Origin of the sequence: Janthinobacterium sp. RA13, assembly GCF_000745325.1 — a bacterium.
Classification (GTDB): Bacteria; Pseudomonadota; Gammaproteobacteria; order Burkholderiales; family Burkholderiaceae_D; genus Janthinobacterium; species Janthinobacterium rivuli.
In genome coordinates this window covers 3128658-3153823 of record NZ_JQNP01000001.1, presented here as the reverse complement: position 1 = coordinate 3153823, position 25166 = coordinate 3128658, and the positions used below count along the sequence as shown (strand labels likewise).

Sequence of the window (25166 nt, the reverse complement as noted above, 5' to 3'; positions counted from 1 at the left end):
GGAGTCATTCGATGGATCAGCCACCACACAGCCGCTTGTTCGGCACCAGCCTGGGATTTTTAGCCGGGTATGTCGATACCCTGGGTTTTATTGCCCTGTTTGGCCTGTTTACAGCCCATGTCACGGGCAACTTCGTGCTGATCGGCGCCGCCCTGGCGGATGCCTCGCGCGTGTCCATCCTGCTGAAGTTTCTCGCTTTTCCCGCCTTTATCGCCGGCGTCGCCATCACGCGCCTGATGGTGCTGGCTGTCGAGCGCCGCGCCGGCCCGTCGCTGACCCTGGCCATGCTGCTGCAGTGGGCCTTGCTGGCCGGCTTCATGGTGTTTGGCATCCTGGCCGAACCGATTGGCAAGGATGTCAGTTCCATGGCCATGGCGGCCGGTTTGCTGGGCACGGCCGCCATGGGCGTGCACAGCGCCACCAGCCGGCTGCTGCTGGCGCACCTGGCGCCCACCTCCATGATGACGGGTAACGTGACGCAGATCGTCATCGACACCGTCGACGTGCTGCGCGGCGCGGCCGATGCCGCCACCCATGCACGCTGCGGCAAGTTCTTCTGGCCGCTGGCAGCCTTCGCGCTGGGCGCCATCGCCGCCGCCTTTGCCTACCTGGCCTTCGGCTTCGTGGCGCTGGCCGTGCCCTTGCTGCTGCTTGCCGGCCTGATCATCGTGCAGCATCGCAGCGGCCGCGCGGCGGTGCCTGCCGCCTGAGCCGCCATGCGCCTGCCCGTCCTGGCCGCGCTGTGCTGGCTGCTGCTGTTGTTCAGCCCTCCGGCGCTGGCCATCGACGCGGCGCGCGGCATCCACCAGCTGCAGCACACCAGCTGGACGTCCAGAGATGGCGCGCCGGACGACATCAGCGTCATCGCCCAGGGCGGTGACGGCTTCCTGTGGCTGGGCACCCATGCGGGCCTGGTGCGCTTTGACGGCCTGCGTTTCGAGCCCTTGCGTGCGCGCCAGGGTGTGTTTCCCGATACGGTGATTTTGGCCCTCAAGCGCGCTGCCGACGGCGGCATGTGGGTGGGCTGGCAAGTGGGCGGCATCAGCCATGTCAAGGATGGCGTGGTGCGCAATTACGGCGAGGCGCAGGGCGTGCGGCCCGGTTCCGTCTGGGGTTTCGCCATCGACGCCACGGGCGCCGTGTGGGCCGCCGGCGTGGCCGGGGTGTCGCGCTTCGACGGCCGGCGCTGGCAGGCGATGGGGCCGGCGCAAGGCTACACGGCGCAAAAGGCCTCGGCCGTGTTCGCGGACCGCGACGGCAGGCTGGGCGTGTTCAGCGAACAGGGTTTATTTATCTGGCAGCCGGGCCAGGCGCGCTTCGCGCCGCCCGTCGGCGGCCTCGACTTGCGCGCGCCGCCGCAGCAGGGACCGGATGGCCGCCTGTATCTGCTGGAGCTGCGCGGCATTCGCATCATCGACTCGCTCGAGCGCTACGACCAGCTCGACCACCGCTGGATCTACCGCGATACGAGCGGCACCAGCGGCAGCATGCTGGTCGACCGCCAGGGCACCCTGTGGTTCGACAGCCAGTTCGGCCTGCACCGCACGCGCAGCGCCGGCGCGCTGGGGCCGCAGCAGCTGGGCATCAGCGGCGACACGGAATCGTTCCTGCCCAAGGATGGCTTGAGCAATGTGCTGATCGCTTCCCTGTGCGACGACAATGAAGGCAATGTCTGGGTCGCCACGTATGCGGGCCTGGACCGCTTTCGCCAGGCCGCGCCCGTGATCCTCAGCGCGCGCGCGGGGCCCGAGGCGCCCGAAGCCTTCCGCGCGCAGCAGCTGTCGCCCGGCACCGGCGGGCGCATGTGGCTGTCGAAGGAGGGCGATACGCCGCTGATGCTGGCGGCGCCCGACGGCAAGGTGCTGCGCGCGCCTGCGCTGGGTCCCGTCACGGCCATCATGGCGGCGCCGGGCGGCATCCGCGTCGGCACCCGTGCCGGCTTGCTGCGGCTCGATGGCGACGATGGCAGGGTGCTCGAGACGATTGCCTATCCGCCGGAAGCGGCCGCGTTGAAGCGGGTGCGCATGGCCGTGAACGCGCCCGACGGCAGCCTGTGGGCGATTTTCAGCGGCGCCGGCGTATTTCAGTACGCGGACGGCGCATGGCGGCGCGAACCGGCCTTGCCCGAGGGCGGGCGCAAGGTGCCGCTGGCGCTGCTGGCCGATGCGGCCGGGCGCCTGTGGCTGTCCTATCCGGACGGCAGCGTGGCGGTGCTGGACGGCGGGCGCCTGGCCAGCTACGGTCCCGCACATGGGCTGGACTTGGGCAAGGTGCCGGCGCTGCTGGAAACGGGCGGCCAGCTGCTGGCGGGCGGCCAGCAGGGCCTGGCCCTGTGGCGCGGCGGGCGCTTCGTGCCGCTGCGCGCCGCGGAGCCCGGCGTTTTCGACGGCGTGGTCGGCATGCTGCGCGCGCGCGACGGCAGCCTGTGGCTCAATACGGGCAATGGCGCCGTGCGCGTGGCTGCGGCCGAAGTGGCGCAGGCCCTGCGCGATCCGTCCTACGCCATGCAGGCGCGCTGGTACGATGGCGCCGATGGCTTGAATGGCAAAATGAGCTTGCTGCACAACGGCTCGATAGCCGAAGCGGACGATGGCAAAATCTGGTTTTCACGCGAGAGCGCGACCTTCTGGATCGACCCGCGCGAACCTGCGCCGCCGCTGCCGGCGCCGCAGGCCGAGATCGGGGCATTGATGGTCGATGGCCAGCGCGTCGCCGTCGCCGATTATGAGCTGCCGGCCGGCACGCGCGGCGTGCAGTTCGCCTACAACGCCAGCAGCCTGGGCGCGCCGGCCCGCCTGCGTTTTCGCTACCGTCTGGAAGGCTATGACAGGGACTGGCAGAACGCGGACGAGCAGCGCCAGGCGCAATATACGGGTCTGGGACCTGGCGCCTACCGCTTCCAGGTGATGGCCATCAATGGCGACGGCGTGGCCAGCGCGGTGGCGCAACTGCCGTTCCGCGTGTTACCCGCCTTTTACCAGACCTGGTGGTTCCGCAGCCTGTGCGCGGCGGCGCTGCTGGCGGCCGCGTATGGCGTCTGCCGCTGGCGGCTGGGCCAGCACGCCGCGCGCCTGCAGGCGCGGATGGAGGCGCAGCAGGCCGAGCGCGAACGCATCGCGCGCGAGCTGCACGATACCCTGCTGCAGGGTACGCAGGCGATGATCCTGCACTTTCACAATGCCAGCATGGCCATCGCCGAGGATGATCCCGCACGCGCCGCCATGCTGCGCGCGCTCGACGACGCGGATCGCATGCTGGGCGAGGGGCGCGACCACGTGCACGACCTGCGCGCCGGCGACGATGCCGGCGCGCGCTGGAGCGTCATCCTGCAGCGCGAAGGCGAGCGGCTGGCGGTGCAGCACGGCATCGTGTTCCGCTATGCGCAGGAAGGCGAGGCGCGCCTGCTGCATGCGCGCGCCGCGCACGAGATATACCGCATCGCCAGCGAAGCGCTGCGCAATGCCTTCCGGCATGCGCGCGCGCAGGTGGTCGAGGTGACGGTGCGCTATGCGTGCGGCGGCATCGAACTGCTCGTGCGCGACGATGGCCAGGGCTTGCCGCCGGTGGTCGCGGCCAATGGTCAGATTCCCGGACACTGGGGCATGCCCGGCATGCGCGAGCGCGCCGCGAAACTCGGTGCGCGCCTGTCCGTGGGCGGGCGCGACGGAGGCGGTACGCAGTGGCACCTGCGGGTGCCGGCGCGCCGCGCCTGGCCGCTGGCGCACGGCCCGCTGCGCCGCTGGTGGCAGCGCTGGCGCCGCTCAGGCGTCGAGGATGCCGCGCCGTAGCGCGATGGTGACGGCGTGGGTGCGGTCCCGGGCGCCCAGCTTGGCCAGGATGGTGCTCATGTGCGCCTTGACGGTTTCTTCCTTGATCTGCAGCAGGGCGCCCGTTTCGCGGTTGGAATTGCCCTGCGCGACCTGCTTGAGCACGTCCAGTTCGCGGTTCGACAGCACGTCGCTGCACGCATACAGGGCCAGTTCCGCCTCGATCTCGGGCGTGATGTGGCGCCGCCCCGCGTGCACGTTCTGTATCGCCGCCAGCAATTCGTGGCGCAGCGCGCTTTTCAGCACATAGCCGCAGGCGCCCGCGCGGATGGCGCGCAGCACTTGCGTGTCGCCCTTGTAGGTGGTCAGCACGATGATGCGCGCCTGCGGATGGCGCGCGCGGATGGCGCCGATGGCGTCAAGGCCGCTCATGACCGGCATCTGCAAATCCATCAGCGTGACATCGGGCTGCAGCGCGTCGAACTGCTGCACCGCCTGCTGGCCATCGGTAGCCTGGCCCGCCAGTTGCACGCCCGGAAATGACTGCAGCAGGGTGGCGATGCCGTCGAGCAGCAACTGGTGGTCGTCGGCAATCAATACACGTATTGCCTGGCTGTCGCTGTGCAGCATGCTCGCCGTCATGGGGAATAAATCGATCAAGAGTCGTCGGAAAATAGTGAGTGAAAGGCATTTTACATCAGCGTTTGCAGCTCTGCGGGGCGTCAAGGACAAAATGCATACGGCATGAGGTGCCATGGGCTGCGCAGTGCGCATACCTCAATTGAGCGATGCCGGACCCTGCATGCTTGCCGTAGCATGAACTCAGGTCTGCATGGGATGTTTGGTGCGGGTGGCAACTCAACAATAATTATTTTTATCGGAAAAATAAAGCCATGAAAACACTATTTTTTTTATTTCTGTTGCTCGTCTTGCCTATGCAGGCAAAAGCAGGTAACCCAGGCAATGATGCGTCAAGATGCGTCAGCACTTCCGCTGAAGGTGAGGCGATATGGTTCGAGAATACATGTCAGACGGATGTGTTCGTCATGTACTGCGGCGAACTGCTCTACGATAAAAAGACCTGCGGTAGCTTGCCAGGTGGTGGCTACTTTACCCACACGAAAAATCTGAAACCCGGCGCCAGGGACTCCATGAAAGTGAAAAAAGGCGGTTCTTACCGATATGGGGCTTGCGTGGGGGGCGTGGGATTCGGGCGAGATGGATGGATCGACAAATCCGACGGCAGCTATGAATGCACGCCTACTGGAAACAAACGCAGATAACTGAAACTAAGGATAATCATGAACGCCAAAATTTTTCTGTCAGCTGTGCTTGCAATCATGTCCGTACCTGTACTGGCTCAAACGATCACCTTGGTTTGCGTCGAAGAGGAAAGTGCCACGCCGCCACTGGGCGAGCATACGGTGGAAGTCAATCTGCAGGAAAAGACAATAAAATGGAACGATGGAGTGATCCCTGAATTGCAGGTCACTCCCAATGAATTGTATTTAAAAAATGAACGTAATCGTAGGATGTTTGAGGTACGTATCAGTCGCCTTACACTGAAATACCACACGGTACATCAGGGGCGGAATAGTCGGGGGCAGTGGTACGACATATCGTCGTCGGGGCAATGCCGAAAAGCAGAAAAGCAGATTTGAATTTTCTTGGGGGTAATCATGAAATTATATTATTTTAAGATCGCGCTTATTTTGATGATTTTGGTGAAACTTTGCGGATGCTCAGCACTTCCTGTGAATGCAGGCAAGTTGGAAGGAGACGTTTGGGGTAACCAGCGCTATCTTCCAGAGGTTGCTGAATACAAAAAACCAAGCGCAGAAGGCTGGGAAAATACGCAGCGAAAGCTTGACTTGTCAAAAAGAGCGTATATGTACTCGGTGGCTGCTGTACTTGCACTTCAAAAAAATAATACTGACACACGCTTTCACTTTGCTCAACCAGGCCGCCTTGAGGAAGTTAAGGAGTTGGAGTGCGATCTTGAAAGCGGATTCCAGGCATCAACTTATATTCTGAGAAAGGGAATCGGTAATGATGAAGACCAGGTAGTTGTCGCCTTTGCCGGCTCGAACGAGTGGAAGGATTATTTTCTGCATAATTTTTCTTTGAATCCGATTCAATATGCAGATGCCAGACAATACCTCCACGACGTGTCAAAGAATCCACAATTGAAAGGAATGAAGATTGTCGTTACAGGTTTCTCGCTTGGCGGTGGGCTTGCGGTGCATGTAACAAAGAATTCCGAAACAAGTACTTTGGTGCACCAGGCATGGATTTTTAATCCAACGCCACGGGCTGGGGTAGATGATGGGATTGATGGAAGAATTTATTTATTGTCTACGAGTTATGAGGTGTTGAAGAAATTCAATCGGGAAGGTCTGGGTGCGCCGAAAGAGCAAACACTGGAAAATTATAATCTCATAAGATCCAGTTCAATTTATTCCCACTATCGCTGGGTGCTGGCCAGGCAGATACTCTGGTATGCCGATATGGCACTGTATTTTGATTCTGAAAAAACTGCGTCTACTACGGAACCACTTGATATTATTCGAACGCAAAAAATAGACATCGGTAAATGAAGGTGCGGTAATTATTCTAACGGTGAAAATATGCTATGCATGATTATGATATAAGAGCGGCATATCTCGGCTTTCTTGTACGGTGACCATCGTGGCAGGCATCGTCCAGGAAGCCCTGTCAAGCTTCATGTCTTGCCTTGTCATCCCGATTTCGCCAGAGTCAACATATGCGCCAGCCTATATTTAGATAGTGGTGCGGGCGCGCCGCCAGGCATACGATGCACGGCAGTACCCACTCAACCCTGTCTTCATGGATGACATCATGACCAATCCGAAACTGGAAGTCCTTACCCCCGACAATTGCCAGATCATTTTCATCGACCAGCAGCCGCAAATGGCGTTCGGCGTGCAGTCGATGGACCGGCAAGCGCTGAAAAACAATACCGTGGGCCTGGCCAAGGCCGCCAAGGTGTTCAACATCCCCACCATCATCACGACCGTCGAAACGGAAAGCTTCTCCGGCCATACCTATCCGGAATTGCTCGACGTCTTCCCCGGCAAGGATATCCTCGAGCGCAGCTCGATGAATTCCTGGGATGACCAGAAGGTGCGCGATGCGCTGGCTGCCAACGGCAAGAAGAAAGTCGTCGTGTCGGGCCTGTGGACGGAAGTGTGCAACAACAGCTTCGCCCTGTGCGCGATGCTCGAAGGCGACTACGAAATCTATATGGTGGCCGACGCTTCCGGCGGCACGTCGAAGGAAGCGCACGACTACGCCATGCAGCGCATGATCCAGGCCGGCGTGGTGCCGGTCACCTGGCAGCAAGTGCTGCTGGAATGGCAGCGCGACTGGGCGCACAAGGCAACTTACGATGCCGTGATGGCCATCGTGCGCGAACACTCGGGCGCCTACGGCATGGGCGTCGACTACGCCTACACGATGGTGCACAAGGCGCCGCAGCGCATTCACGGCGAACACGCCACCCTGGCGCCGGTGCCGGCCAAGTAATCGCCGCGCGGCTATGCCATGCGCCGCGCGCCTGACCGCGCGCGGCGTTTTTTTTATCGAAAGGAATGCGCCATGAAGTTATATGTGATTTCGCTGGCCGTGGGCTTGCTCGTTGGCATCATCTACGCCGTCCTGCAGGTGCGCTCGCCGGCGCCGCCCGCCATTGCCCTGATCGGTCTGCTGGGCATGCTGATCGGCGAACAGATCGTCCCCGGCGTCAAGCGCCTGATGGCGGGCGAAGCCATCACGGTGTCGTGGCTGCGCAGCGAATGCGTGCCGAAGATCAGCGGCGTGGAAGCCAAGCCGACATTGGCCAAGGCCGCGGCAAAGTTGGATGATGATGCAGCGTAAATGCTGGGGTAAGACCCGGCGGGTCTGACCCCGGTTCCCTGCAGCTAGAACGCGCCCAGCAAGCCGCGCCGGGCGGCCACAGTGGCCGCTTCAGTGCGGCTTGATACGTTGAGCTTGGTCAAAATATTATTCACGTGAAATTTGACGGTGCCCACCTCGATGCCGGCGCTGCGCGCGATCATCTTGTTGCTCTTGCCCGCGGACAGGTGCAGCAGGATGTCGTGCTCGCGTTTCGACAGGCGGTTCGCCTCGATGCGGCCGGCCTGCTGCGCCGCCAGTTCCGGCGGCAGGTAATGCCTGCCGGCGGCCACCTGGCGGATGCACTGCGTCAGTTGCAGGAAACCGGAATCCTTCAGCAGGTAGCCGCGCGCGCCGGCGCGCAAGGCCCGGTGCACGCTGTCCTCGCCCTGGTAGGTGGTAAGGATGACGATCTTCGCTTGCGCGTCGTCCGCGCAGATGCGCTCGATCGCCTCGACGCCATGCATTTCCGGCATGTTCAAATCCATCAGTACCACGTCGGGCCGCAGCTCCCGGTACAGCTCCACGGCGGCGCGGCCCGTGCCGGCCTGGCCCAGCAGGAGGAAACCTGGCAGGGATGCGATCAGCGAGGCCAGGCCGGCCAGGATCAGCGGGTGGTCGTCGGCGATCAAGAGGGTAATCGGCGGATCGGCCGGGGGCGTGGTCATGTCCATGTCCATGGTTGTCCTCATAACGCTGGCAGGGTGAAGTGGAAGACGCTGCCGTGGGGCGCGCCGGGCGCATGCCACAGGCGGCCGCCATGCGCGTCGACGATGCGGCGGCAGATGGCCAGGCCCATGCCCATGCCGTCCGGCTTGCTGGAATACAGGGCCTGGTACAGGCGGCCGGCCGCCTGCGGCGCGATGCCGGCGCCATTGTCGGCGATGCTGAAATGCTGCACGCCCCCATCCAGTTGCGAAGACAGCAGCACCGTGCGCGGCCGGCCGCTGGTGCCCGGCAGGGCTTCGATGGCGTTCATCAGCAGGTTCAGGATGACTTGCCGGAATTGCACCGGGTCGGCGTGCAGCAGCGGGCGGCCAGGTGCCAGTTGCGTTTCCAGGTGGATGGCGTGGCGTTGCAGTGGCGCGCGCAGCAACGGCAGCAGGTCTTGCACGGCGTCGTCAGCGACAAAATGATCGTGGCTGCCCGGCGCCTTGCAGGCCAGGCCGTGCACGCTGCGCAACACGGCGCTGGCATGGCTGCCGGCGCTGGCGACCAGGGCCAGCGCCGCGCGCGCCTCGTCGAGGCGTGGGGGATCGTGGTCGAGCCAGCGCAAGGCGGCATCGGCATTGAGCGCGATGGCCGCCAGCGGCTGGCGCACTTCGTGCGCAACCGATGCGGCAAATTCACCCATGCCGTCCATGCTGCCCATGCGCTGCGCGTGCGCCAGGCTGGCGTCCTGCGTCTGAGGGAAATAATGCATGCTGGCCATCGCCGTACTCCTGTCGCTGTCGCGGCGGATGCCGCACTGCAACAAGTATGCACGCGCCGTCAGGCAAGGCAGTTATACGAATGGGGGAGGCGGGCGGTTTTTTTATGCGGCGGGGGCGATAAACACCGCCGGGCGGGCCGGCGGTGCGGGAAGCGCAGAACGGATCAGGATTTGATAAAGGCCAGCAAGTCTTCGTTCAGGCGGTCCTTGTGGGTGGCCGGCAAGCCGTGCGGCGCGCCTTCATAGATGACCAGTTTGGCATTCTTGATGAGCTTGGCCGCGGCCTTGCCGGAAGCGTCGATCGGCACGATCTGGTCGTCGCCGCCGTGCACCACCAGGGTCGGCACGGAGATTTTCTTCAGGTCGGCCGTGAAGTCCGTCTCGGAAAACTGCTTGATGCAATCGTAGGCGTTCTTGATGCCGCACTGCATGCCCTGCAGCCAGAAGGTGTCGCGCATGCCTTGCGATACCTTGTTGCCGGGACGGTTGGCGCCGAAGAAGGGCACCGTCAGGTCCTTGAAAAATTGCGAGCGGTCGGCCAGCACGCCGGCGCGGATGCCGTCAAACACCGACATCGGCAAGCCGCCCGGATTCGTCTCCGACTTGACCATCTGCGGCGGCACGGCGCCCACCAGCACGGCCTTGGCCACGCGTTTTTCGCCATGGCGGCCGATATAGCGCGCCACTTCGCCGCCGCCTGTCGAATGGCCGACCAGGGTCGCGCCCTTGATGTCGAGCGCGTCGAGCAGGGTGGCCAGGTCGTCGGCGTAGGTATCCATGTCATTGCCCTGCCATGGCTGGCTGGACAGGCCGTGGCCGCGGCGGTCGTGCGCGATCACGCGGTAGCCGTGGCTGGCCAGGAACATCATCTGGTCTTCCCAGGCGTCGCCCTGCAATGGCCAGCCGTGGCTGAAGACGACGGGCGTGCCGGTGCCCCAGTCCTTGAAGTGGATGACGGTGCCGTCCTTGACGGTAACGCTATTGACGCTGAGTTTGCCCGGTGCGGCTGCTGCAACGGCCGGCTTGGCGGCGGCGCTGGCGCCACCGGCGGCCAGCAGGCCCGCACCGGCGGCGACACCGGCGACGCTGACGAGCAGCTTGCGGCGGGAAGTGACTTCTTCGGCTTCGATTTTCTTCGACATGATGCATTTCCTTCGGGGATGGGGGAGGGCGGCCGGTTACGGCCTGGACCAGTGATGGCATCGGCCAGTCTAGGCCTTCGCGCGCGCCGGCGCCTCTGCCAAAAGACCAGTCGCGCCCACGTGTCCGCCTGCCTATGATGGCTGGCAGCGGCGCGCCGCGCCGACTGGCTTTCCCACTGGAGTAATCATGAAGAAAAACTCGATGGCGGCGCTGGCCGGCCCCTTTTTACCCGATGCCGGCTTGCTGTTTGCGCGCGTGGCGGGCGCGCTGCTGGTGCTGCACGTGCACGGCTTGCCCAAGCTGCTGCATTTTTCCGAGGAACTGGCGCACATCGACGACCCGCTACACCTGGGCCGCGCCGTCACCCTGTATTGCGCCCTGTTCGCGGAAATCGTCTGCCCGCTGCTGGTCGCCGCCGGCTTGCTGACGCGCCTGGCCTGCCTGCCTTTGCTGTTCCTGCTGGGCGTATCGATGCTGCTCGTGCACCCTGACTGGAGCATCGCCGACGGCCAGTTCGGCTGGCTGCTGATCATCGTCTTCGGCACGATTGCCATCAGCGGCGCGGGCAGGTATTCGGTCGATGCGCGTTTGCGCCGTTAAATGACGAATTCCCCGTGTACGGCCGGCTTGTGCGCCAGCAGCAGCGATAATTTCTTCAATGCGCTGGCCAGGCGCGCGCGATCGCGGAGGCTGCCCAGCGAGATGCGGATGGCGTTCGGCGGGCGGCTGTCGTAGAAGGCGTCCGAGGCCGTGACGGCCACGCCCTGGGCGCGGGCCGTGGCGGCCAGTTCGCGCGAGGTCCAGTAGCTGGGCAGTGAAAACCAGACATGGATACCGTCGCTGCGCGGGTGGCTGCTGCCGGTGAGGATGGTGCGGATGATGTCCTGGCGCGCATCCGCTTCGCTGCGGATGCCGGCCAGCAGCGCATGCGCGGAGCCGTCGTGTATCCATTGCGTCGCCAGCGCCGTCGTCAGCGGCGTGGCCATCAGGGAGAAGGACCGCAGCGCCTGCAGCAAGCGCTCGCGCAGCTGCGCGTCGGGCACCAGTGCATAGGCCATGCGCAAGCCGGGCGCCAGGCATTTCGACAGGGTGGCGATATACGACACGTGGCCAGGGGCGTAATGGGCCAGCGGGGGCGGCGCGTCGGACGCCAGCAGCCAGTACGGATCGTCCTCGATGATGTGCATGCCGCAGCGGATGGCCACTTCCGTGATGGCCAGGCGGCGCGCGGCCGGCATGGTGTGCGCCGTCGGGTTTTGCAGGGTGGGATTCAGGTAGACGAGGCGCGCATGGTGCTTGCGGCTGGCTTTTTCCAGCGCCTCGGGCAGCATGCCGTCCGCATCCTTTTCCACGACGATGACCTTGCGGTTCAACTGTCCCGCCGCCGAGCGCAAGCCCGGGTACACGGCGCCTTCCGTGAGAATGGCGTCGCCGGGCCGGCTCAGGGTCAGGATCAGCGCCGCCAGCGCCGCCTGCGCGCCAGGGCAGGCCACCACGTGTTCCGCATCGACGTCGCCGAACATGGGCGCCAGCCAGACGGCGCCTGCCGCGCGATCGGCCTTGCCGCCGCCGCCCAGGTGATAGCTCATCAACAGATCGCTGTCCGTGCGCATCAGCACCTGCGCCACGCCCTGTTTCAGCAAGTCGTCAAAATCCACGCCCACCGGCGGCGGCGGGATATTCATGCTCAGGTCCAGCATCTGCGTCAATTCCACTTTCGGCGCCGCCACATAGGTGCCGCGCGCGCCATGCCCTTCCAGCAGATTGCGGCGCTTGGCTTCGTCGTAGGCGCGCGTCACCGTCGTCAGGTCGATCTGGAACAGCGCGGCCAGACTGCGCTGCGGCGGCAAGCGGTCGCCCGGGCGCAGGCTGCCGTCGGACAACGCGCGCTCGAGCATGTCGGCGATCTGCAGGTAGCGCGGACCGCCGTGCTGCACGAACGGCGTGATCCAGGCATGGGCCCGGCTATCTTCTTGTATGGCTTTTGATTTGGACATTTGTTTATATGTATGGATATTGCCTTTCGCAATTATGCGGAAAATCCGCTTAAAAATCCATACATATTTGGCTTCCCCGCCCGCCCTACCAAGCCGGCGGGGATTGTTATTTCCAACAGGAATTTAAGTCTGCGCCTCAAGGTGTGGCAGCGCACGGTGGCGCGTGGCGTGGGCAGTTAAGGTAGTGCCAACAGCTTGCTGCTGATCCACTGTTTGATATGGCTCAGCCCGGCAGCGTTTAGCCGCTTCTTTTTCCCCGAAGCGAGGAGAATCATGATTCGGTCACGGCATCGAGCATGGTTGAAATTATTCACTGTTAAAGGAAACCATCATGAACGCGATTGAAAAAACCAGTTCCGATATGAACGGCACCGCCCAGGATACCCGCCAGGATTTGCACCGCACCATCGACAAGGTGGCAAGCCAGGCCCAGCCTCTGGCCGACAAGGTGGCCACGCGCGCCCATGACGGCGTGGACCAGGTGGGCGACCGCATCGGCCAGGTCAGCGACAGCGTCAACAAGGCTTCCGAACGCCTGATGGCGCGCGGAAAGCAATTGGGCGCCGCCTGCCAGCGCGCCGGCGAAACGGGCCGCGATTATGTGCGCGAGCGCCCGGCCGTCTCCTTGCTGATCGCGGCTGCCGCCGGTTATGGCCTGTCGAAACTGCTGGGTTCGCGCAAATAAGCGTAAATAAGCTTTGCGCCTGCCTGGAAGGTTTTGTCGTGGGCGCCGTTCCCTTCGCCGTCATGGCGGGGCGGGCCGGCGCCCACGCGCACAAGGTACAAGGTAGTAGCAGGCAGTAAAGGAGAGTGATGATGCGCTCCATTTTGTTGTGGTTGATCGGCATACCTATTCCCATCATTATTTTGATTGCCCTGTTCGTGCGCTGAATGAGGGAGTTGTAGCGTTCTCCCGGGGCAAACTACTCACAGGAGACGTAATGGCTACCAACAAGAAAACGCCGTCCACGGACGGTGCTGGCTCCGTCATGAGCAGCATGTCCGGCCCATCCGACAGCAATGCGCCGCACAGCCTGGGCGCGGACAACGACGTGACCCGCGCCCTGCTGCGAAAGACGGCCGCCGGCCAGCAGCTGGCCGCCGCCATGGCCGTCAATCCCAAGGAAGATGGCCAGTATGGCGAGGCGGCGCGCACGCCGCCCGAAGGCGTGCATGTGGCGACGGGCGAGCCGCTGGCCACGGCCAGCACCACGGGCGAAACGCTACCTTCTCCGAAGACGGGCGCTGGCCAGCCGGCGCCGGGCGAGAATGCGCGTAATGCCTCGCTCGATGGCGCCCGTAGCGATGACAGCGGCTGCGTGCTGACGACCAATCAGGGCGTGCCCGTGGGTGACAACCAGAACTCGCTGAAGGCGGGCTTGCGCGGCCCCACCCTGATGGAAGATTTTATTTTGCGTGAAAAGCTCACGCATTTCGACCATGAGCGCATCCCCGAGCGCGTCGTGCATGCGCGCGGTTCGGCCGCCCACGGTTACTTCGAATGCTACAAGGAGCAAAGCAAGCTGACACGCGCCGCGCCGTTCGCCAGGGCGGGCAAGCGCACGCCCGTCTTCGTGCGCTTTTCCACGGTGGCGGGCGAGCGCGGTTCGACCGATACGGCGCGCGACGTGCGCGGCTTTGCCGTGAAATTTTATACGGACGAGGGCAACTGGGATTTGGTCGGCAATAACATCCCCGTCTTCTTCATCCAGGATGCGATGAAGTTCCCGGACGTGGTCCATGCCGTCAAGCCCGAGCCGCACCATGGCATGCCGCAGGCGGCCAGCGCGCACGACACCTTCTGGGATTTCGCCTCGCTGTCGCCGGAAATCACGCACATGCTGATGTGGGTCATGTCGGACCGCGCCATCCCGCGCAGTTATCGGATGATGCAGGGCTTCGGCGTGCACACCTTCCGTCTGGTGAATGCCAAGGGCCAGTCCGTGTTCTGCAAATTCCACTGGTCGCCCATGGCCGGCACGCATTCGCTCGTGTGGGACGAAGCCGTCAAGATCAGCGGTGCCGATTCCGACTTCCACCGGCGCGACCTGTGGGAATCCATCGAATGCGGAGAATACCCGGAATACGAGCTGTCGTTCCAGGTCTTCACGGAAGCGCAGGCGGAAGCGTTTCCCTTCGACGTGCTCGACCCGACCAAGCTGATTCCCGAAGAAGTCGTCCCGCTCATCCCCGTCGGGAAAATGGTCTTGAACCGCAATCCCGACAATTTTTTCGCCGAGACGGAGCAGGTGGCCTTTTGCACGGCGCACATCGTGCCCGGCATCGATTTCAGTAACGATCCGCTGCTGCAGGGACGCATCCATTCCTATGTCGATACCCAGCTGACGCGCCTGGGCGGCCCCAATTTCCACGAAATTCCCATCAATGCGCCGCTGGCGCCCGTGCACAACAACCAGCGCGACGGCATGCACCGCCAGGCCATCAACCGGGGCCGGGTCGCGTACGAGCCGAACTCGCTGGCGGGCGGCTGTCCGTTCCAGGCGGGGGCGAAGGGCTTCAACAGTTTTCCCGCTTCCGCCGAAGGCGACAAGGTGCGCGGCAAGCCCGAGAAATTCGCCGAACACTACGCCCAGGCGCGTCTGTTCTGGATCAGCCAGACGCCCGTCGAACAAGACCATATCGTGCATGCCTTCCGCTTTGAGCTGAGCAAGGTGCAAACGGTGGCCATCCGCCAGCGCATCGTCGCCATGCTGCGCAACGTCGATGAGACCCTGGCGCAGCGCCTGGCCGATGGCCTGGGCCTGGCGCTGCCGCCCGCCATGCCGCGCGCCTCGCTGCAGCCGCTGCCCGCGTATCCGCCATCGCCAGCGCTGTCGCTGTTTTTCCGCCCTGGCAAGACGGGTATTCACACCCTGCGCGTGGCCATCCTGGTGGGACCGGGCAGCGATGGCGCGCAGGTGCGCAATATCTATGCCGCGCTGCTGGCCGACGGCGCCGTGCCGCGCCTGGTGGGCAGCCACCTGGGGAAAGTTGACACCAGCGGCGGCGCGCCGCTTGACGTGGAAATCGCGCTTGAAGCGGGACCGTCCGTGTTGTTCGACGCCGTCGTGGTGCCGGACGGCCAGGGCGCCGTGCAGCAGCTGGGTAGCGACGCCAACGCGCTCGACTTCCTGCGCCTGCAATACCGCCACTGCAAGCCGATGCTGGCCATCGGCGCGGGCAAGGACTTGCTGGACAAGGCGGGCGTGCCGGTGACCCTGCCCGATGGCAAGCCCGATCCCGCCATCATCGTCGCGCCTTCCGGCGACGTAACGAAAGCCGTGGCAGCGTTCAAGAAAGCGCTGGCCGCGCACCGGGCGTTTGCGCGCGAGACGGATCCGCCCCGGGTGTAATGGGCGGCATCAGCACAGGGCCGGCGCCGCCGGCCCCGTTGCCTACCCCGTTTGCGCCGCAGGCGCAACGCCATGCAACAATGTAAACAATAAAAACGTCCTGCGGTGATATGCTGCTGACTAGAACTGTTCATTTGCAACTATTTGCTTGAAGGAAGCAGAACGGCAGCAAGGAACGGCTTCAGCAAACCGGATCGCGATTACTGCATGGACAAGTACACACCTCGCACCTGGGGGCCGGGCGAACGCCCGACCTTGCCCGGGTCGCCATCGATGCCCGAACATTCGACGCCCAAGCGTGTCGCGTATTTCATCGTCGGCCTGATCGTCGCGCTGACGGGGGGACTGGGCAACGGCCTGGTGACGGCCAATTTGCTGAACCTGCAAGGTTCGCTGGCCGCCTATGCCTACCAGATGCAGTGGCTGCCGGCCGCCTATGTGATGACCATCGTCTCCATGAATCTGCTGCTGGTGAAGTTCCGCCAGCAGTTCGGCCTGCGCCTGTTTACGGAAGCGTTCCTGGTGCTGTATGCGCTCGTCACCTTCGCCCACCTGTATGCGAATACCTTGCCCTCGGCGATCGCCGTGCGCGCCGCGCATGGCATGGTGGGTGGCGCGCTCGGCGTGCTGGGGCTGTACTACACCCTGCAGGCGTTTCCCGCGCGCCACCGCCTCAAAGGCGTGGTGCTGGGCCTGGGTTTTGCCCAGCTGGCCTTGCCGCTGGCGCGCATCTTCACGTCCGAACTGCTGCAGATCGGCGAATGGCATGGCCTGTACCTGTTCGAACTGGGACTGGCCCTGCTGGCGCTGGGCTGCGTGCTGGCCCTGAAACTGCCGCCCGGTGACCGCGTGCAGACGTTCGAGCCGCTCGATTTCCTCACTTTCATCCTGTTCGCGCCCGGCGTGGCCCTGCTGTGCGCCGTGCTGGCGCAGGGGCGCACGGCGTGGTGGATGGAATCGGAGTGGGTGGGCGTGTGCCTGGCATGTTCCATCGTGCTGATCGCCGCTTCGCTGGCCATCGAGCATAACCGCGCGCGTCCGCTGCTCAACACGCGCTGGCTCACCACGGGCAAGATCGCCAAGCTGTTTTTATCGGTGCTGCTGTTTCGCATCGTGCTGTCCGAATCGACGGGCGCCGTGGGCTTTTTGCAGGCGCTGGGCCTGAACACGGACCAGATGCAGAACCTGTTCATCGTGGTGCTGCTGGGCAGCGTGGCGGGCCTGGTGGTCAGCGCGCTGACGATCAATCCGGCCACCCTGAACCGTTCGCTGATGTTCGCGCTGCTGCTGATCGCAGCCGGCGCCCTGATCGACGCGCACGCCACCAGCCAGACGCGCCCCGTGAACATGTATGTCAGCCAGTTCCTGCTGGCCTTCGGTGGCACGTATTTCCTCGGTCCCACCATGGTGGCCGGCATGGGTGCCGTGATCGCTGAACCGCGCAACCTGGTGAGTTTTTCCGTGATGTTTACCATGACGCAGAACCTGGGCGGCTTGCTCGGTGCGGCCATCGTCGGCACCATCCAGACGGCGCGCGAAAAATACCATTCCAGCTACCTGGTCGAGCATCTCACCATGCTCGATCCGCAGGTGGCCGCGCGCGTGCAGTCCGGCGCCGCAAGCTATGGCGGCGTGCTGACGGATCCCGCCTTGCGCAGCGCCCAGGGCGTGGCGCGCCTGGGCGCCATCGCCACGCGCGAAGCCAACGTGCTGGCTTACAACGACGTTTTTTTGATGATCGCAGGCGTCGCCATCGCCACCCTGATCTGGATGCTGGTCAGCCAGTCCTGGACCCGCATCACCACCGGCGCACGCCGCCTGGTCGGCCCCGTGCGCGATGCGCAGACGGCCATGGCCATCGTCCCCATTACCAATTCGGAACCGAGCAATGACAGAAAATAACACCACGCCGCCAGTACAGCCCACCGCACCCGCACCCGCCGCCCCTTCCACGGCGCAGCCGGACCGGCGCCACCAGTGGCTGTCCGCGCTGGCCTTTGCCGCCGTGGCCCTGGTGGGCGTGCTGATCGTGCTGTACGCGTGGCGGCTGCCGCCGTTCACGAGTCCCATCGTGACGACGGAAAACGCCACCGTGCGCGGGCAGGTGACCATCATCGGCACGCAGCTGTCGGGCTATGTAGTGGAAGTGACGGTGCAGGATTTCATGGACGTCAAGGAAGGCCAGCTGCTGGTGCGCATCGACGACCGCATCTACCAGCAGCGCTACGAGCAGGCGCAGGCCCAGCTGGCCGCGCAGCAGGCGGCGCTGTCGAACTGGGCGCAGCAAAAGGCCAGCGCGCAGGCGGGCATTTCCGTCAGCGAGGCCGTGATGGCCAACGCGGAAGCGCAGGCGCGCAAGGCCAGCGCCGACCTCAATCGGGTGGAGCAGCTGGTGGCCGATGGTTCATTGTCGCAGCGCGAACACGACCAGTCGCGCGCCGCGCAGGCGCAGATGGCGGCGGCGCTGGCGCAGGCGCGCGCCAACCTCGACATCGCCCAGCAAAGCGTGCATAGCGTGGTGGTCAACAAGCAGGCGCTGGAAGCGGCCGTGGCCAACGCGCAGGCGGCCGTCAAGGCGGCCAAGATCGACCTCGATAACACGCGCATCGTGGCGCCGTCCGATGGCCAGCTGGGTCAGGTGACGGTGCGCCAGGGCGCCTACGTGAATTCGGGCGCGCAACTGATGGCGCTGGTGCCGCGCCAGATGTGGGTGATCGCCAATTTCAAGGAAACGCAAATGAATGGCGTGCAGGAAGGGCAGAGCGCCACCTTCCACGTCGATGCGCTCGACGGCGCCGTGCTGACGGGGCAGGTGGAACGCATCTCGCCAGCCACCGGCTCCGAGTTTTCCGTGCTGCCGGCCGATAACGCGACGGGCAATTACCTCAAAATCGCCCAGCGCATTCCCGTGCGCATCCGTATCGATGCGGGCCAGGCGAATGCGCGCCGCCTCGTGCCGGGCATGTCGGTGGTGGTCAGCGTCGACACGTCGGCCGTGCTGAACGACTCGGCGGAGAATCCCGCGCCGCCGCCTGCACCAAAGAAGGCCAAGCCATGAAGCGCCGTTTCCTGCTGATGGCCGGTGCGCTGGCGCTGGCAGGCTGCGCCGCCAACGCGCCGCCGCAGCCTGCGTCGGCACTGCAGCTGCCATCCGGCTGGCGTGCGCAAGCCATCGGCGCACCGGCGGCGACCGAGGCCCATGTCGAGCAACTGTGGTGGCAGGCTTTTGGCGACCCGGTCTTGAGCGACCTGGTGGGCGAGGCGCTGGCGCGCAATGGCGACTTGCGCGTGGCGCGCGCCCGCGTGCAGGAGTACCGCGCGCGCCTGGCGCAGGCCGACGCGAACCGCGCGCCCAACCTGGCCTTCGACGGCTCGCCCACGCGCACGCGCACCCTGGCGTCCAGCGGCAAGCCGTATGTGACGAATGTCTTCCAGGCGGAACTGCAGGCCAGTTATGAAATCGACGTGTGGGGCCGGCTGGCCAGCCTGAGCGATGCGGCCGGCGAGAGCTATCGCGCCGAGCAGGCCAGCGTCGATGCGGCGGCCCTGTCGATCGCCGCCAGCGTGGCGACGAGTTATCTGAATTTGCGGGGACTCGACGCGCAGCTGGCGCTGACGCAATCGACCTTGCAGCTGCGCGAACAGTCGCGCGAGCTGGCGCGCAAGCAGTTCGAGGTGGGCTACAGCTCGCGCCTGGAATGGCTGCAGGCGCAATCGGAATACCATGCGGCGGCCGAGCAGGTGCCGCAGCTGCAGCGGCAGATATTCGAACAGGAAAACGCGCTGGCCGTGCTTGTCGGCGGCAATCCCGGCCCCATCGCGCGCGGCTTGCCGCTGGCCGAGCTGGCGGCGCCCGGCGTGCCGGCCGGCCTGCCATCGGAATTGCTGCGCCGGCGGCCCGACATCGCGCGCGCGGAACACAACCTGGCGGCCGCCAACGCCAGCCTGGCCGCCACGCGCGACCAGTTGCTGCCCTCGTTCAAGCTGACGGCCGTCGGCGGTGGGCAGGCCACGACCTTGACCGATTTTTTGCATGCGCCGACGGCCTTGTGGCGCCTGACGGCCTTGGCGGCCGGCCCCCTGTTCGATGGCGGCCGGGTGCAGGCGCAGACGGATGCGGCTGGCGCGCAGCGCGATCAGCTCGTGTACGCATATGAAAACGTGGTGCGCAATGCTTTCGCCGAAACGGAAAACAGCCTGGGCGCCATCTACCGGCTGCGGCAGCAAGCCGTGGAAAACGATGCGCGCCGCGCCACGGCGGCGGACACCCTGCGCATCGCGCATAACCGCTACCGCAACGGCTACGCCTCGTACCTGGAAGAACTCGATGCCCAGCGCACCCTGTACAGCGCGGACGTGGGGCTGCTGCAGCTGAAGACGCGCATCCTCGTCGCTTCCGTCGACCTGTACCGCGCCATGGGCGGCGGCTGGTCGGCCAAGACGCAATAGGCGCGTGTGCACGGCGCGGCCAGTGTAATATTCTGAGCAGGGAAAGCGGCGGCATGGTGTCGGCTGCTCCCATCACGAACGAGGTCGCAGCATGACGATTTTTGGCATAGGCATCCACATCCTGATCGCGGTATTTTTTGCGATCCACGTGGTGCGCAACGGGCAGCAGCTGTACTGGCTGCTCATTTTATTCATGTTCCCGCTGCTGGGCAGCGTGGTGTATTTCTTCGCCATCTATCTGCCCAATTCGCGCCTGCCGCAAGGCGCGCGCAAGGTCGCTTCGGTGGCCGTGCAGGTGCTCGATCCGAACCGCGAATTGCGCGAGGCGAAAGCGGCTTTCGAGTACACGCCGACGGCGCAAAACCAGATGCGCCTGGCCAGCGCGCAGCTGGAAGCGGGCGATGCGCAGGAAGCGGCATCGACGTACGAAGCCTGCCTGCAGGGAGCGTTTGCATCGGATCTGGAAATTCGCCTCGGCGCGGCGCGCGCCTACCTGGAATGCGAACGGGGCGCCGAAGCGCTGACGCACCTGGAATTCATCCGCCGCACGGATATCCAATTTCGTCCCGAGATGGTGTCGCTGCTGACGGCGCGCGCGCTGGCGCAAAGCGGGCGCCAGGTGGAAGCGAAGGCGGAATTCGACGACGCGCTGACGCGCTACAACAGCTTCGAGTGCCGAGCCGAGTGCGCGATCTGGGCGCTGCAGCAGGGCGACAAGGTATTGTCGGACCGCCTGCTGCTCGATATCGACAGCGCCATGGCCCGCTGGAGCAGCCATACGCGTGCCATGTATGCGCCGCTGCTGGTGCGCCTGGAGAAGGCGCGCAGGTAGCTGGCTTGCGTGGGGTCAGACCCGGCGGGCCTGACCCCTGGCCTGGTCCTGCTAGACGCCAGGCACCGGGTTCTTGCCTTCAACCAATTTATATCCCTTGCCATCGAAGCCATAGCGCGCGTGACCGTTCAGGGGCGTGGCGATGCGCGGCGGGTCTTCGTCCGGCTTGACCGTGACGCCGGGCTTGATCTTCTCGGAGGCGCCCTTGAAATCGATCAGCAAGTCGTCGTAGGCGCCGCCATTGCGCGCCGGCGCGAAGCGCCAGTTCCCCTTGACCATCCAGCACTCGTCCATCTCAGGCCCGCAGGCGCCCATATTGTCCGAGTACAGGTCGATGCCGCCATCGAGTGCGGTGACCTTGCCGTCGCCGATTTCAAACAGGGCCAGTTGCGTGATGGTGTAACCCTGGCCCGTATAGCCATGGCGGATCGCCAGTCCCGGCTTGTCCGCGCCCAGCATGACCCAGTGGACTTCGCCGAGCTGCCCCGACGATCCGAGGCCGGCGATGTTTTCCAGGCGTTTCACGACTTGCCACTGGCCGTCTTCCGGCTGGCCCTTGGGCGCCAGGAAAAACACGTTCAACAGTCCCGGCGAGGCATGCGCCGATTCGGCCGTTCCTTCCGTGTTGGCCGTTTCCGCATTCGCCACCAGGATGGCGCGGCCATCGGGCAGCAGCTTGTGGCTGACGGCGCTGACCACGTAACTGAGTTTGTCGACGTGGTTATCGGGATCGGACAGGTCGGCCAGCGCATCGTCGCTGTCGCTGCGGTAGTCCTTGCCGAAGACGGCGCGCATCATGCCCACCTCGCGCTCGCGCGCCTGCGGCGTGTTCATCGCTTCCGTCCTGGGGGCGGTGGCGGCCGGTGGCGGCACGTGTTCGGCCGATGCGGAGTCTGCTGCGGCAGCGGCAGCGGGGACTTCTGTGACCACGTCAGCTGCCAGGTCGGCGCTGGCGGGGGCGGTCTTGTCCGAGCAGGCGCCGAGCAGCGCGGATACCATCAGCAGGACGAGCGGGGTACGGTAATTCATAGGCAGGGCAGATTGCGTTCATGGAGAATGGGCGCAGTATGCCAGATAGATGGCAGCGAGGGAGCGCGGCCTGGCGGCCGGTCCCTCGCTTCCTTGCCCGCGGGGGGCAATTTTGCAATTAAACGCAGCGCTTATTTTTCCAGCGCCACCTTGTCATCGCGCCGCGGCGGCGCCTTCTGGCGGCGCAGTTTCGCCATGCCGCGCTTGAGCAGGTGCTCCAGGTCGTCGATGTAGGTGAACACGGCCGGCACCACCAGCAGGCTCAATAAGGTCGAGGTGATCAGGCCGCCGATGACGGTGATCGCCATCGGCGAACGGAAGCTGGGGTCGGCGCCCCAGCCCAGCGCCAGCGGCATCATGCCGGCGCCCATGGCAATCGTCGTCATCAGGATGGGACGGCTGCGCTTGTGGCAGGCGTCGACCAGCGCATCGAAGCGGTTCATGCCCGCCTGGCGCGCCAGGATCGCATAGTCGACCAGCAGGATCGAGTTCTTGGTGACGATCCCCATCAGCATGATCAGGCCGATCATCGACGGCATCGACAGGGCGCTGCCCGTGATCAAGAGCGCCACGAAGGCGCCGCCGATCGACAGCGGCAGCGCCGCCAGGATGGTCACCGGCTGCATGAAGTCCTTGAACAGCAGTACCAGCACGCAGTAGATGCACAGCACGCCGATCAGCATGGCCAGGCCGAAGCTGGCGAACAGCGAGGCCATCTCCTGCGCGTCGCCCAGTTCGGCGATCTTCACGGACGGCGGCAGATTCTTCATCGACGGCAGCGCGCGCGCTTCCACGTTCAATTCACCGAGGGTGCGCGAACCGAGTTCCACGTCCAAGGTGACGTTGCGGCTGCGGTTCAATCGGTCGATCTGCGCCGGGCCGCTTTCCATCGTCACCGTGGCCACGTTCGCCAGGCGCACGGGACCATTCTTGCCGGGCACGGTCAGGCGCTCGATGGCGGCCAGGTCGGCGCGCACGCTGTTGGGCAGCTTGACGCGGATCGGCACTTGCCGCTCGGGCAGGTTCATTTTCGTCAGGTCCGTGTCGTAGTCGCCGGCCGTGGCCACGCGCACGGTTTCGCCGATGGCTGCCGCCGTCACGCCCAGGTCGGCCGCCTTGGCGAAATCAGGACGCACGATGATTTCCGGGCGCACCAGCGAGGCGCTGGAATTGACGTTGCCGATGCCTTTCAGGCCGCGCAGCTCGCGCTCGACCTTTTGCGCCGCCGCCATCAAAGCCACCGGGTCTTCCGAACGCAGCACCAGCTGCATCTTGACCCCCGTGTCGGGCGGGCCCACCGTGAAGCGGGCGCCGGGGATGGTATCGAGCTTGTTGCGCAGCTGGGTTTCCAGGTCCGCCATCGATTCCTTGCGCTCCGTGCGGTGCACTGTGGTCAGGGTCAGCACGGCGCGGCGCGCCTCGGCTGCCGCACCGGGGGCGAAGGCGTCGCCGCTGGAACCGCCGCCTATCGAACTGAAGACGCCCTGGACACCCGGCGTGCGCATGGCCGCATCGCGCGCCAGGGCTGCCACGGCCTGCGTTTCGCCCAGGGTGGAGCCGGGCGGCAGTTCCAGGTTGATTTGCGTCTGCGCGCGGTCGGCGGCCGGCACGAAACCGGTCGGCAGCAGGGGCACGAGCGCGATGGCGCCGACAAAGAACAGGGCAGCGGCGATGGCCGTGATGCCGCGGTGGTTCAGGCACCAGCGCATGACCGTCAGGTAGCGCGTCATCAGCCAGCCATCCTGTTCTTCCTTGTGCGGCAGCGGTTTCAATATGTAGGCGGCCATCATTGGCGTCAGCAGCCGCGCCACCACCAGGGACGCCAGCACGGCCAGCACGGCAGTCCAGCCGAACTGCTTGAAGAACAGGCCGGGAATGCCGCTCATGAAGGCCGTCGGCAGGAACACGGCCACCAGCGCGAACGTGGTGGCGATGACCGCCATGCCGATTTCGTCGGCCGCTTCCATGGCCGCTTCCATCGGCGACTTGCCCATGCGCAGATGGCGCTCGATGTTTTCGATTTCCACGATGGCGTCGTCGACCAGCACGCCGACGACGAGGGCCAGCGACAGCAAGGTGACGGTATTGAGCGTGTAGCCGAACCAGTAGATGCCTAGGAAAGCGGGCATCACTGACAGGGGCAGGGCGGCGGCGGCCACCAGGGTGGCGCGCCAGTCGCGCAGGAACCACCACACCACCAGCACGGCCAGCAATGCGCCTTCATATAGCAGCTCCATGGAGCCGTCGAAGTTTTCCTCGACGGGGAAGGCATTGTCGATCGACTGCTGCAGCACCACGTTCGGGTTTTCTTTCTGCAGGTCGGCGATGGCGTCGCGCGCGCCCTTGGCGACGGCCACTTCGCTGGCGCCCTTGGTGCGGAATACTTCAAAGGCGACGACGGTCTTGCCATCCTGCTCGGCCAGCGCGCGCGGTTCGGCGATGGTGTCGCGCACGGTGGCGACCTGGTCCAGGCGCACATGGCGGCCGTCCGGCAGCGGCACTTCGACGCGCGACAGTTCATCGGCCGTTTTCACGGTGGCGATGGTGCGCACGGACTGCTCGGCGCCGCTGATGTCGCCCCGGCCGCCAGGCGCTTCGCGCTGCACCAGGCGCAGCTGGCGCGACACGTCGAGGGCCGACACCTTCAATGCGGCCATGCGCGCCTCGTCGAGTTCCACCTGGATCTCGCGGTAGACGCCACCGACTCTGGTGACGGCGCCCACGCCAGGCACGGTCAAGAGGCGCTTGGCCACCGTGTTGTCGACGAACCAGGACAGGTCTGGAGCGTCGAGCGGGTTGTCCACGCCCGGCTTCGCCGTGGCGATGAAAGTCAGCACCACGCGCCCGGCCGTGGAAGCCTTGGTGACGGTGGGGTCGCGCAGCTCGGCCGGCATGTCCGCTTTCACGCGGGCGACGGCGTCGCGCACATCGTTGACGGCTTCGGCGATCTGCTTTTCCAGGATGAATTCCACGGTGACCGTGACGACGCCATCGAGCACCTTGGTGTAGATGTTTTTCACGCCTTGCAGGGTGGCGACGGAGTCTTCGATCTTGCGCGCCACTTCCGTTTCCAGCTGGGCCGGCGCGGCGCCGGGCAGCACCGCGCTGACGGTAACGATGGGCAGTTCGATGTCGGGGAAATCCTGCACCGGATTGGCCTTGTAGGCCAGCAGACCGGCCAGGGTCAGCAGCACGAACAGCATGATGGCCGGGATCGGATTCTTGATCGAGAGGGAGGAAAAATTCATG

Annotated in this window: 21 protein-coding genes; 14 read left to right on the top strand and 7 right to left on the bottom strand. The window is 64.8% G+C overall.

Going from position 1 to position 25166, the window contains the following annotated elements; genetic code table 11:
• Positions 1 to 11 precede the first annotated feature (11 nt).
• Together FG13_RS13965 and FG13_RS13960 are read left to right on the top strand one after the other, a co-directional pair.
• Positions 12 to 710, top strand: coding sequence for a YoaK family protein (locus FG13_RS13965; protein WP_035821743.1), 699 nt, complete (start codon positions 12 to 14; stop codon positions 708 to 710).
• Between the two features lie 6 nt (positions 711 to 716).
• Positions 717 to 3788 (top strand): sensor histidine kinase, encoded by a 3072-nt coding sequence (locus tag FG13_RS13960; RefSeq protein WP_035821741.1) that lies wholly within the window; start codon positions 717 to 719, stop codon positions 3786 to 3788.
• Here FG13_RS13960 and FG13_RS13955 read toward each other — a convergent pair.
• A complete protein-coding gene (locus FG13_RS13955) occupies positions 3762 to 4409 on the bottom strand; it encodes a response regulator transcription factor (protein WP_051959614.1) in 648 nt (215 codons plus the stop codon). The two genes, FG13_RS13960 and FG13_RS13955, sit on opposite strands and share 27 nt — an antisense overlap.
• Before the next feature lie 251 nt (positions 4410 to 4660).
• Here FG13_RS13955 and FG13_RS30085 point away from each other — a divergent pair, with 251 nt between their 5' ends.
• The 5 genes from FG13_RS30085 to FG13_RS13935 all read left to right on the top strand — a co-directional run bounded on the left by FG13_RS30085 (position 4661) and on the right by FG13_RS13935 (position 7664).
• The gene (locus tag FG13_RS30085; RefSeq protein WP_152598769.1) at positions 4661 to 5050 is read left to right on the top strand and encodes a hypothetical protein; all 390 of its coding nucleotides are present in this window, start codon (positions 4661 to 4663) and stop codon (positions 5048 to 5050) included.
• Positions 5051 to 5068: 18 nt separating this feature from the next.
• Positions 5069 to 5428, top strand: a complete 360-nt coding sequence (locus FG13_RS13950) for a hypothetical protein (RefSeq protein ID WP_035821739.1) — start codon at positions 5069 to 5071, stop codon at positions 5426 to 5428.
• Positions 5429 to 5446: 18 nt separating this feature from the next.
• Positions 5447 to 6364: an Mbeg1-like protein gene (locus FG13_RS29485; protein ID WP_152598768.1), complete on the top strand. Its 918-nt coding sequence runs from the start codon at positions 5447 to 5449 to the stop codon at positions 6362 to 6364.
• Between the two features lie 262 nt (positions 6365 to 6626).
• On the top strand, positions 6627 to 7313 hold the full coding sequence (locus tag FG13_RS13940; protein WP_035828118.1) for a hydrolase: 687 nt from the start codon (positions 6627 to 6629) through the stop codon (positions 7311 to 7313).
• Positions 7314 to 7385: 72 nt separating this feature from the next.
• On the top strand, positions 7386 to 7664 hold the full coding sequence (locus FG13_RS13935) for a XapX domain-containing protein (RefSeq protein ID WP_035821735.1): 279 nt from the start codon (positions 7386 to 7388) through the stop codon (positions 7662 to 7664).
• Positions 7665 to 7708: 44 nt separating this feature from the next.
• Here the strand turns inward: FG13_RS13935 and FG13_RS13930 are convergent, their stop codons facing one another.
• The 3 genes from FG13_RS13930 to FG13_RS13920 form a co-directional block, all read right to left on the bottom strand.
• Positions 7709 to 8350: a response regulator gene (locus FG13_RS13930; protein ID WP_035828117.1), complete on the bottom strand. Its 642-nt coding sequence runs from the start codon at positions 8348 to 8350 to the stop codon at positions 7709 to 7711.
• Between the two features lie 20 nt (positions 8351 to 8370).
• The gene (locus FG13_RS13925; protein ID WP_051959036.1) at positions 8371 to 9114 is read right to left on the bottom strand and encodes a sensor histidine kinase; all 744 of its coding nucleotides are present in this window, start codon (positions 9112 to 9114) and stop codon (positions 8371 to 8373) included.
• Positions 9115 to 9278: 164 nt separating this feature from the next.
• The gene (locus FG13_RS13920) at positions 9279 to 10256 is read right to left on the bottom strand and encodes an alpha/beta fold hydrolase (RefSeq protein WP_035821733.1); all 978 of its coding nucleotides are present in this window, start codon (positions 10254 to 10256) and stop codon (positions 9279 to 9281) included.
• A 187-nt stretch (positions 10257 to 10443) separates the two neighbouring features.
• Here FG13_RS13920 and FG13_RS13915 point away from each other — a divergent pair, with 187 nt between their 5' ends.
• Positions 10444 to 10857 (top strand): DoxX family protein, encoded by a 414-nt coding sequence (locus tag FG13_RS13915; RefSeq protein ID WP_200880283.1) that lies wholly within the window; start codon positions 10444 to 10446, stop codon positions 10855 to 10857.
• On the opposite strand, the gene FG13_RS13910 is transcribed toward FG13_RS13915, so the two are convergent.
• A complete protein-coding gene (locus FG13_RS13910; protein WP_035821731.1) occupies positions 10854 to 12254 on the bottom strand; it encodes an aminotransferase-like domain-containing protein in 1401 nt (466 codons plus the stop codon). The genes FG13_RS13915 and FG13_RS13910 overlap by 4 nt on opposite strands.
• A 331-nt stretch (positions 12255 to 12585) precedes the next feature.
• On the opposite strand from FG13_RS13910, the gene FG13_RS13905 reads away from it, so the two are divergent.
• From FG13_RS13905 to FG13_RS13880, 6 genes are all read left to right on the top strand, one after another.
• Positions 12586 to 12939, top strand: coding sequence for a DUF883 family protein (locus FG13_RS13905; protein ID WP_035821729.1), 354 nt, complete (start codon positions 12586 to 12588; stop codon positions 12937 to 12939).
• Between the two features lie 256 nt (positions 12940 to 13195).
• Positions 13196 to 15607 (top strand): catalase, encoded by a 2412-nt coding sequence (locus FG13_RS13900; RefSeq protein WP_035821727.1) that lies wholly within the window; start codon positions 13196 to 13198, stop codon positions 15605 to 15607.
• 207 nt (positions 15608 to 15814) lie between these two features.
• Positions 15815 to 17509, top strand: coding sequence for an MFS transporter (locus tag FG13_RS13895; RefSeq protein WP_035821724.1), 1695 nt, complete (start codon positions 15815 to 15817; stop codon positions 17507 to 17509).
• Entirely contained in the window at positions 17496 to 18665 is a 1170-nt protein-coding gene (locus tag FG13_RS13890) for an HlyD family secretion protein (RefSeq protein ID WP_051959034.1), read from the top strand. Before FG13_RS13895 ends, FG13_RS13890 begins: the two co-directional genes overlap by 14 nt.
• The gene (locus tag FG13_RS13885; RefSeq protein ID WP_035821721.1) at positions 18662 to 20056 is read left to right on the top strand and encodes an efflux transporter outer membrane subunit; all 1395 of its coding nucleotides are present in this window, start codon (positions 18662 to 18664) and stop codon (positions 20054 to 20056) included. The genes FG13_RS13890 and FG13_RS13885 overlap by 4 nt, the downstream gene beginning before the upstream one ends.
• A 91-nt stretch (positions 20057 to 20147) precedes the next feature.
• Positions 20148 to 20888, top strand: coding sequence for a tetratricopeptide repeat protein (locus FG13_RS13880; protein WP_035821719.1), 741 nt, complete (start codon positions 20148 to 20150; stop codon positions 20886 to 20888).
• A gap of 51 nt (positions 20889 to 20939) precedes the next feature.
• On the opposite strand, the gene FG13_RS13875 is transcribed toward FG13_RS13880, so the two are convergent.
• Together FG13_RS13875 and FG13_RS13870 are read right to left on the bottom strand one after the other, a co-directional pair.
• The gene (locus FG13_RS13875; protein WP_035821717.1) at positions 20940 to 21917 is read right to left on the bottom strand and encodes a hypothetical protein; all 978 of its coding nucleotides are present in this window, start codon (positions 21915 to 21917) and stop codon (positions 20940 to 20942) included.
• A gap of 131 nt (positions 21918 to 22048) precedes the next feature.
• Positions 22049 to 25165, bottom strand: a complete 3117-nt coding sequence (locus FG13_RS13870) for an efflux RND transporter permease subunit (RefSeq protein WP_035821715.1) — start codon at positions 25163 to 25165, stop codon at positions 22049 to 22051.
• Between the last annotated feature and the right edge of the window lies 1 nt (position 25166).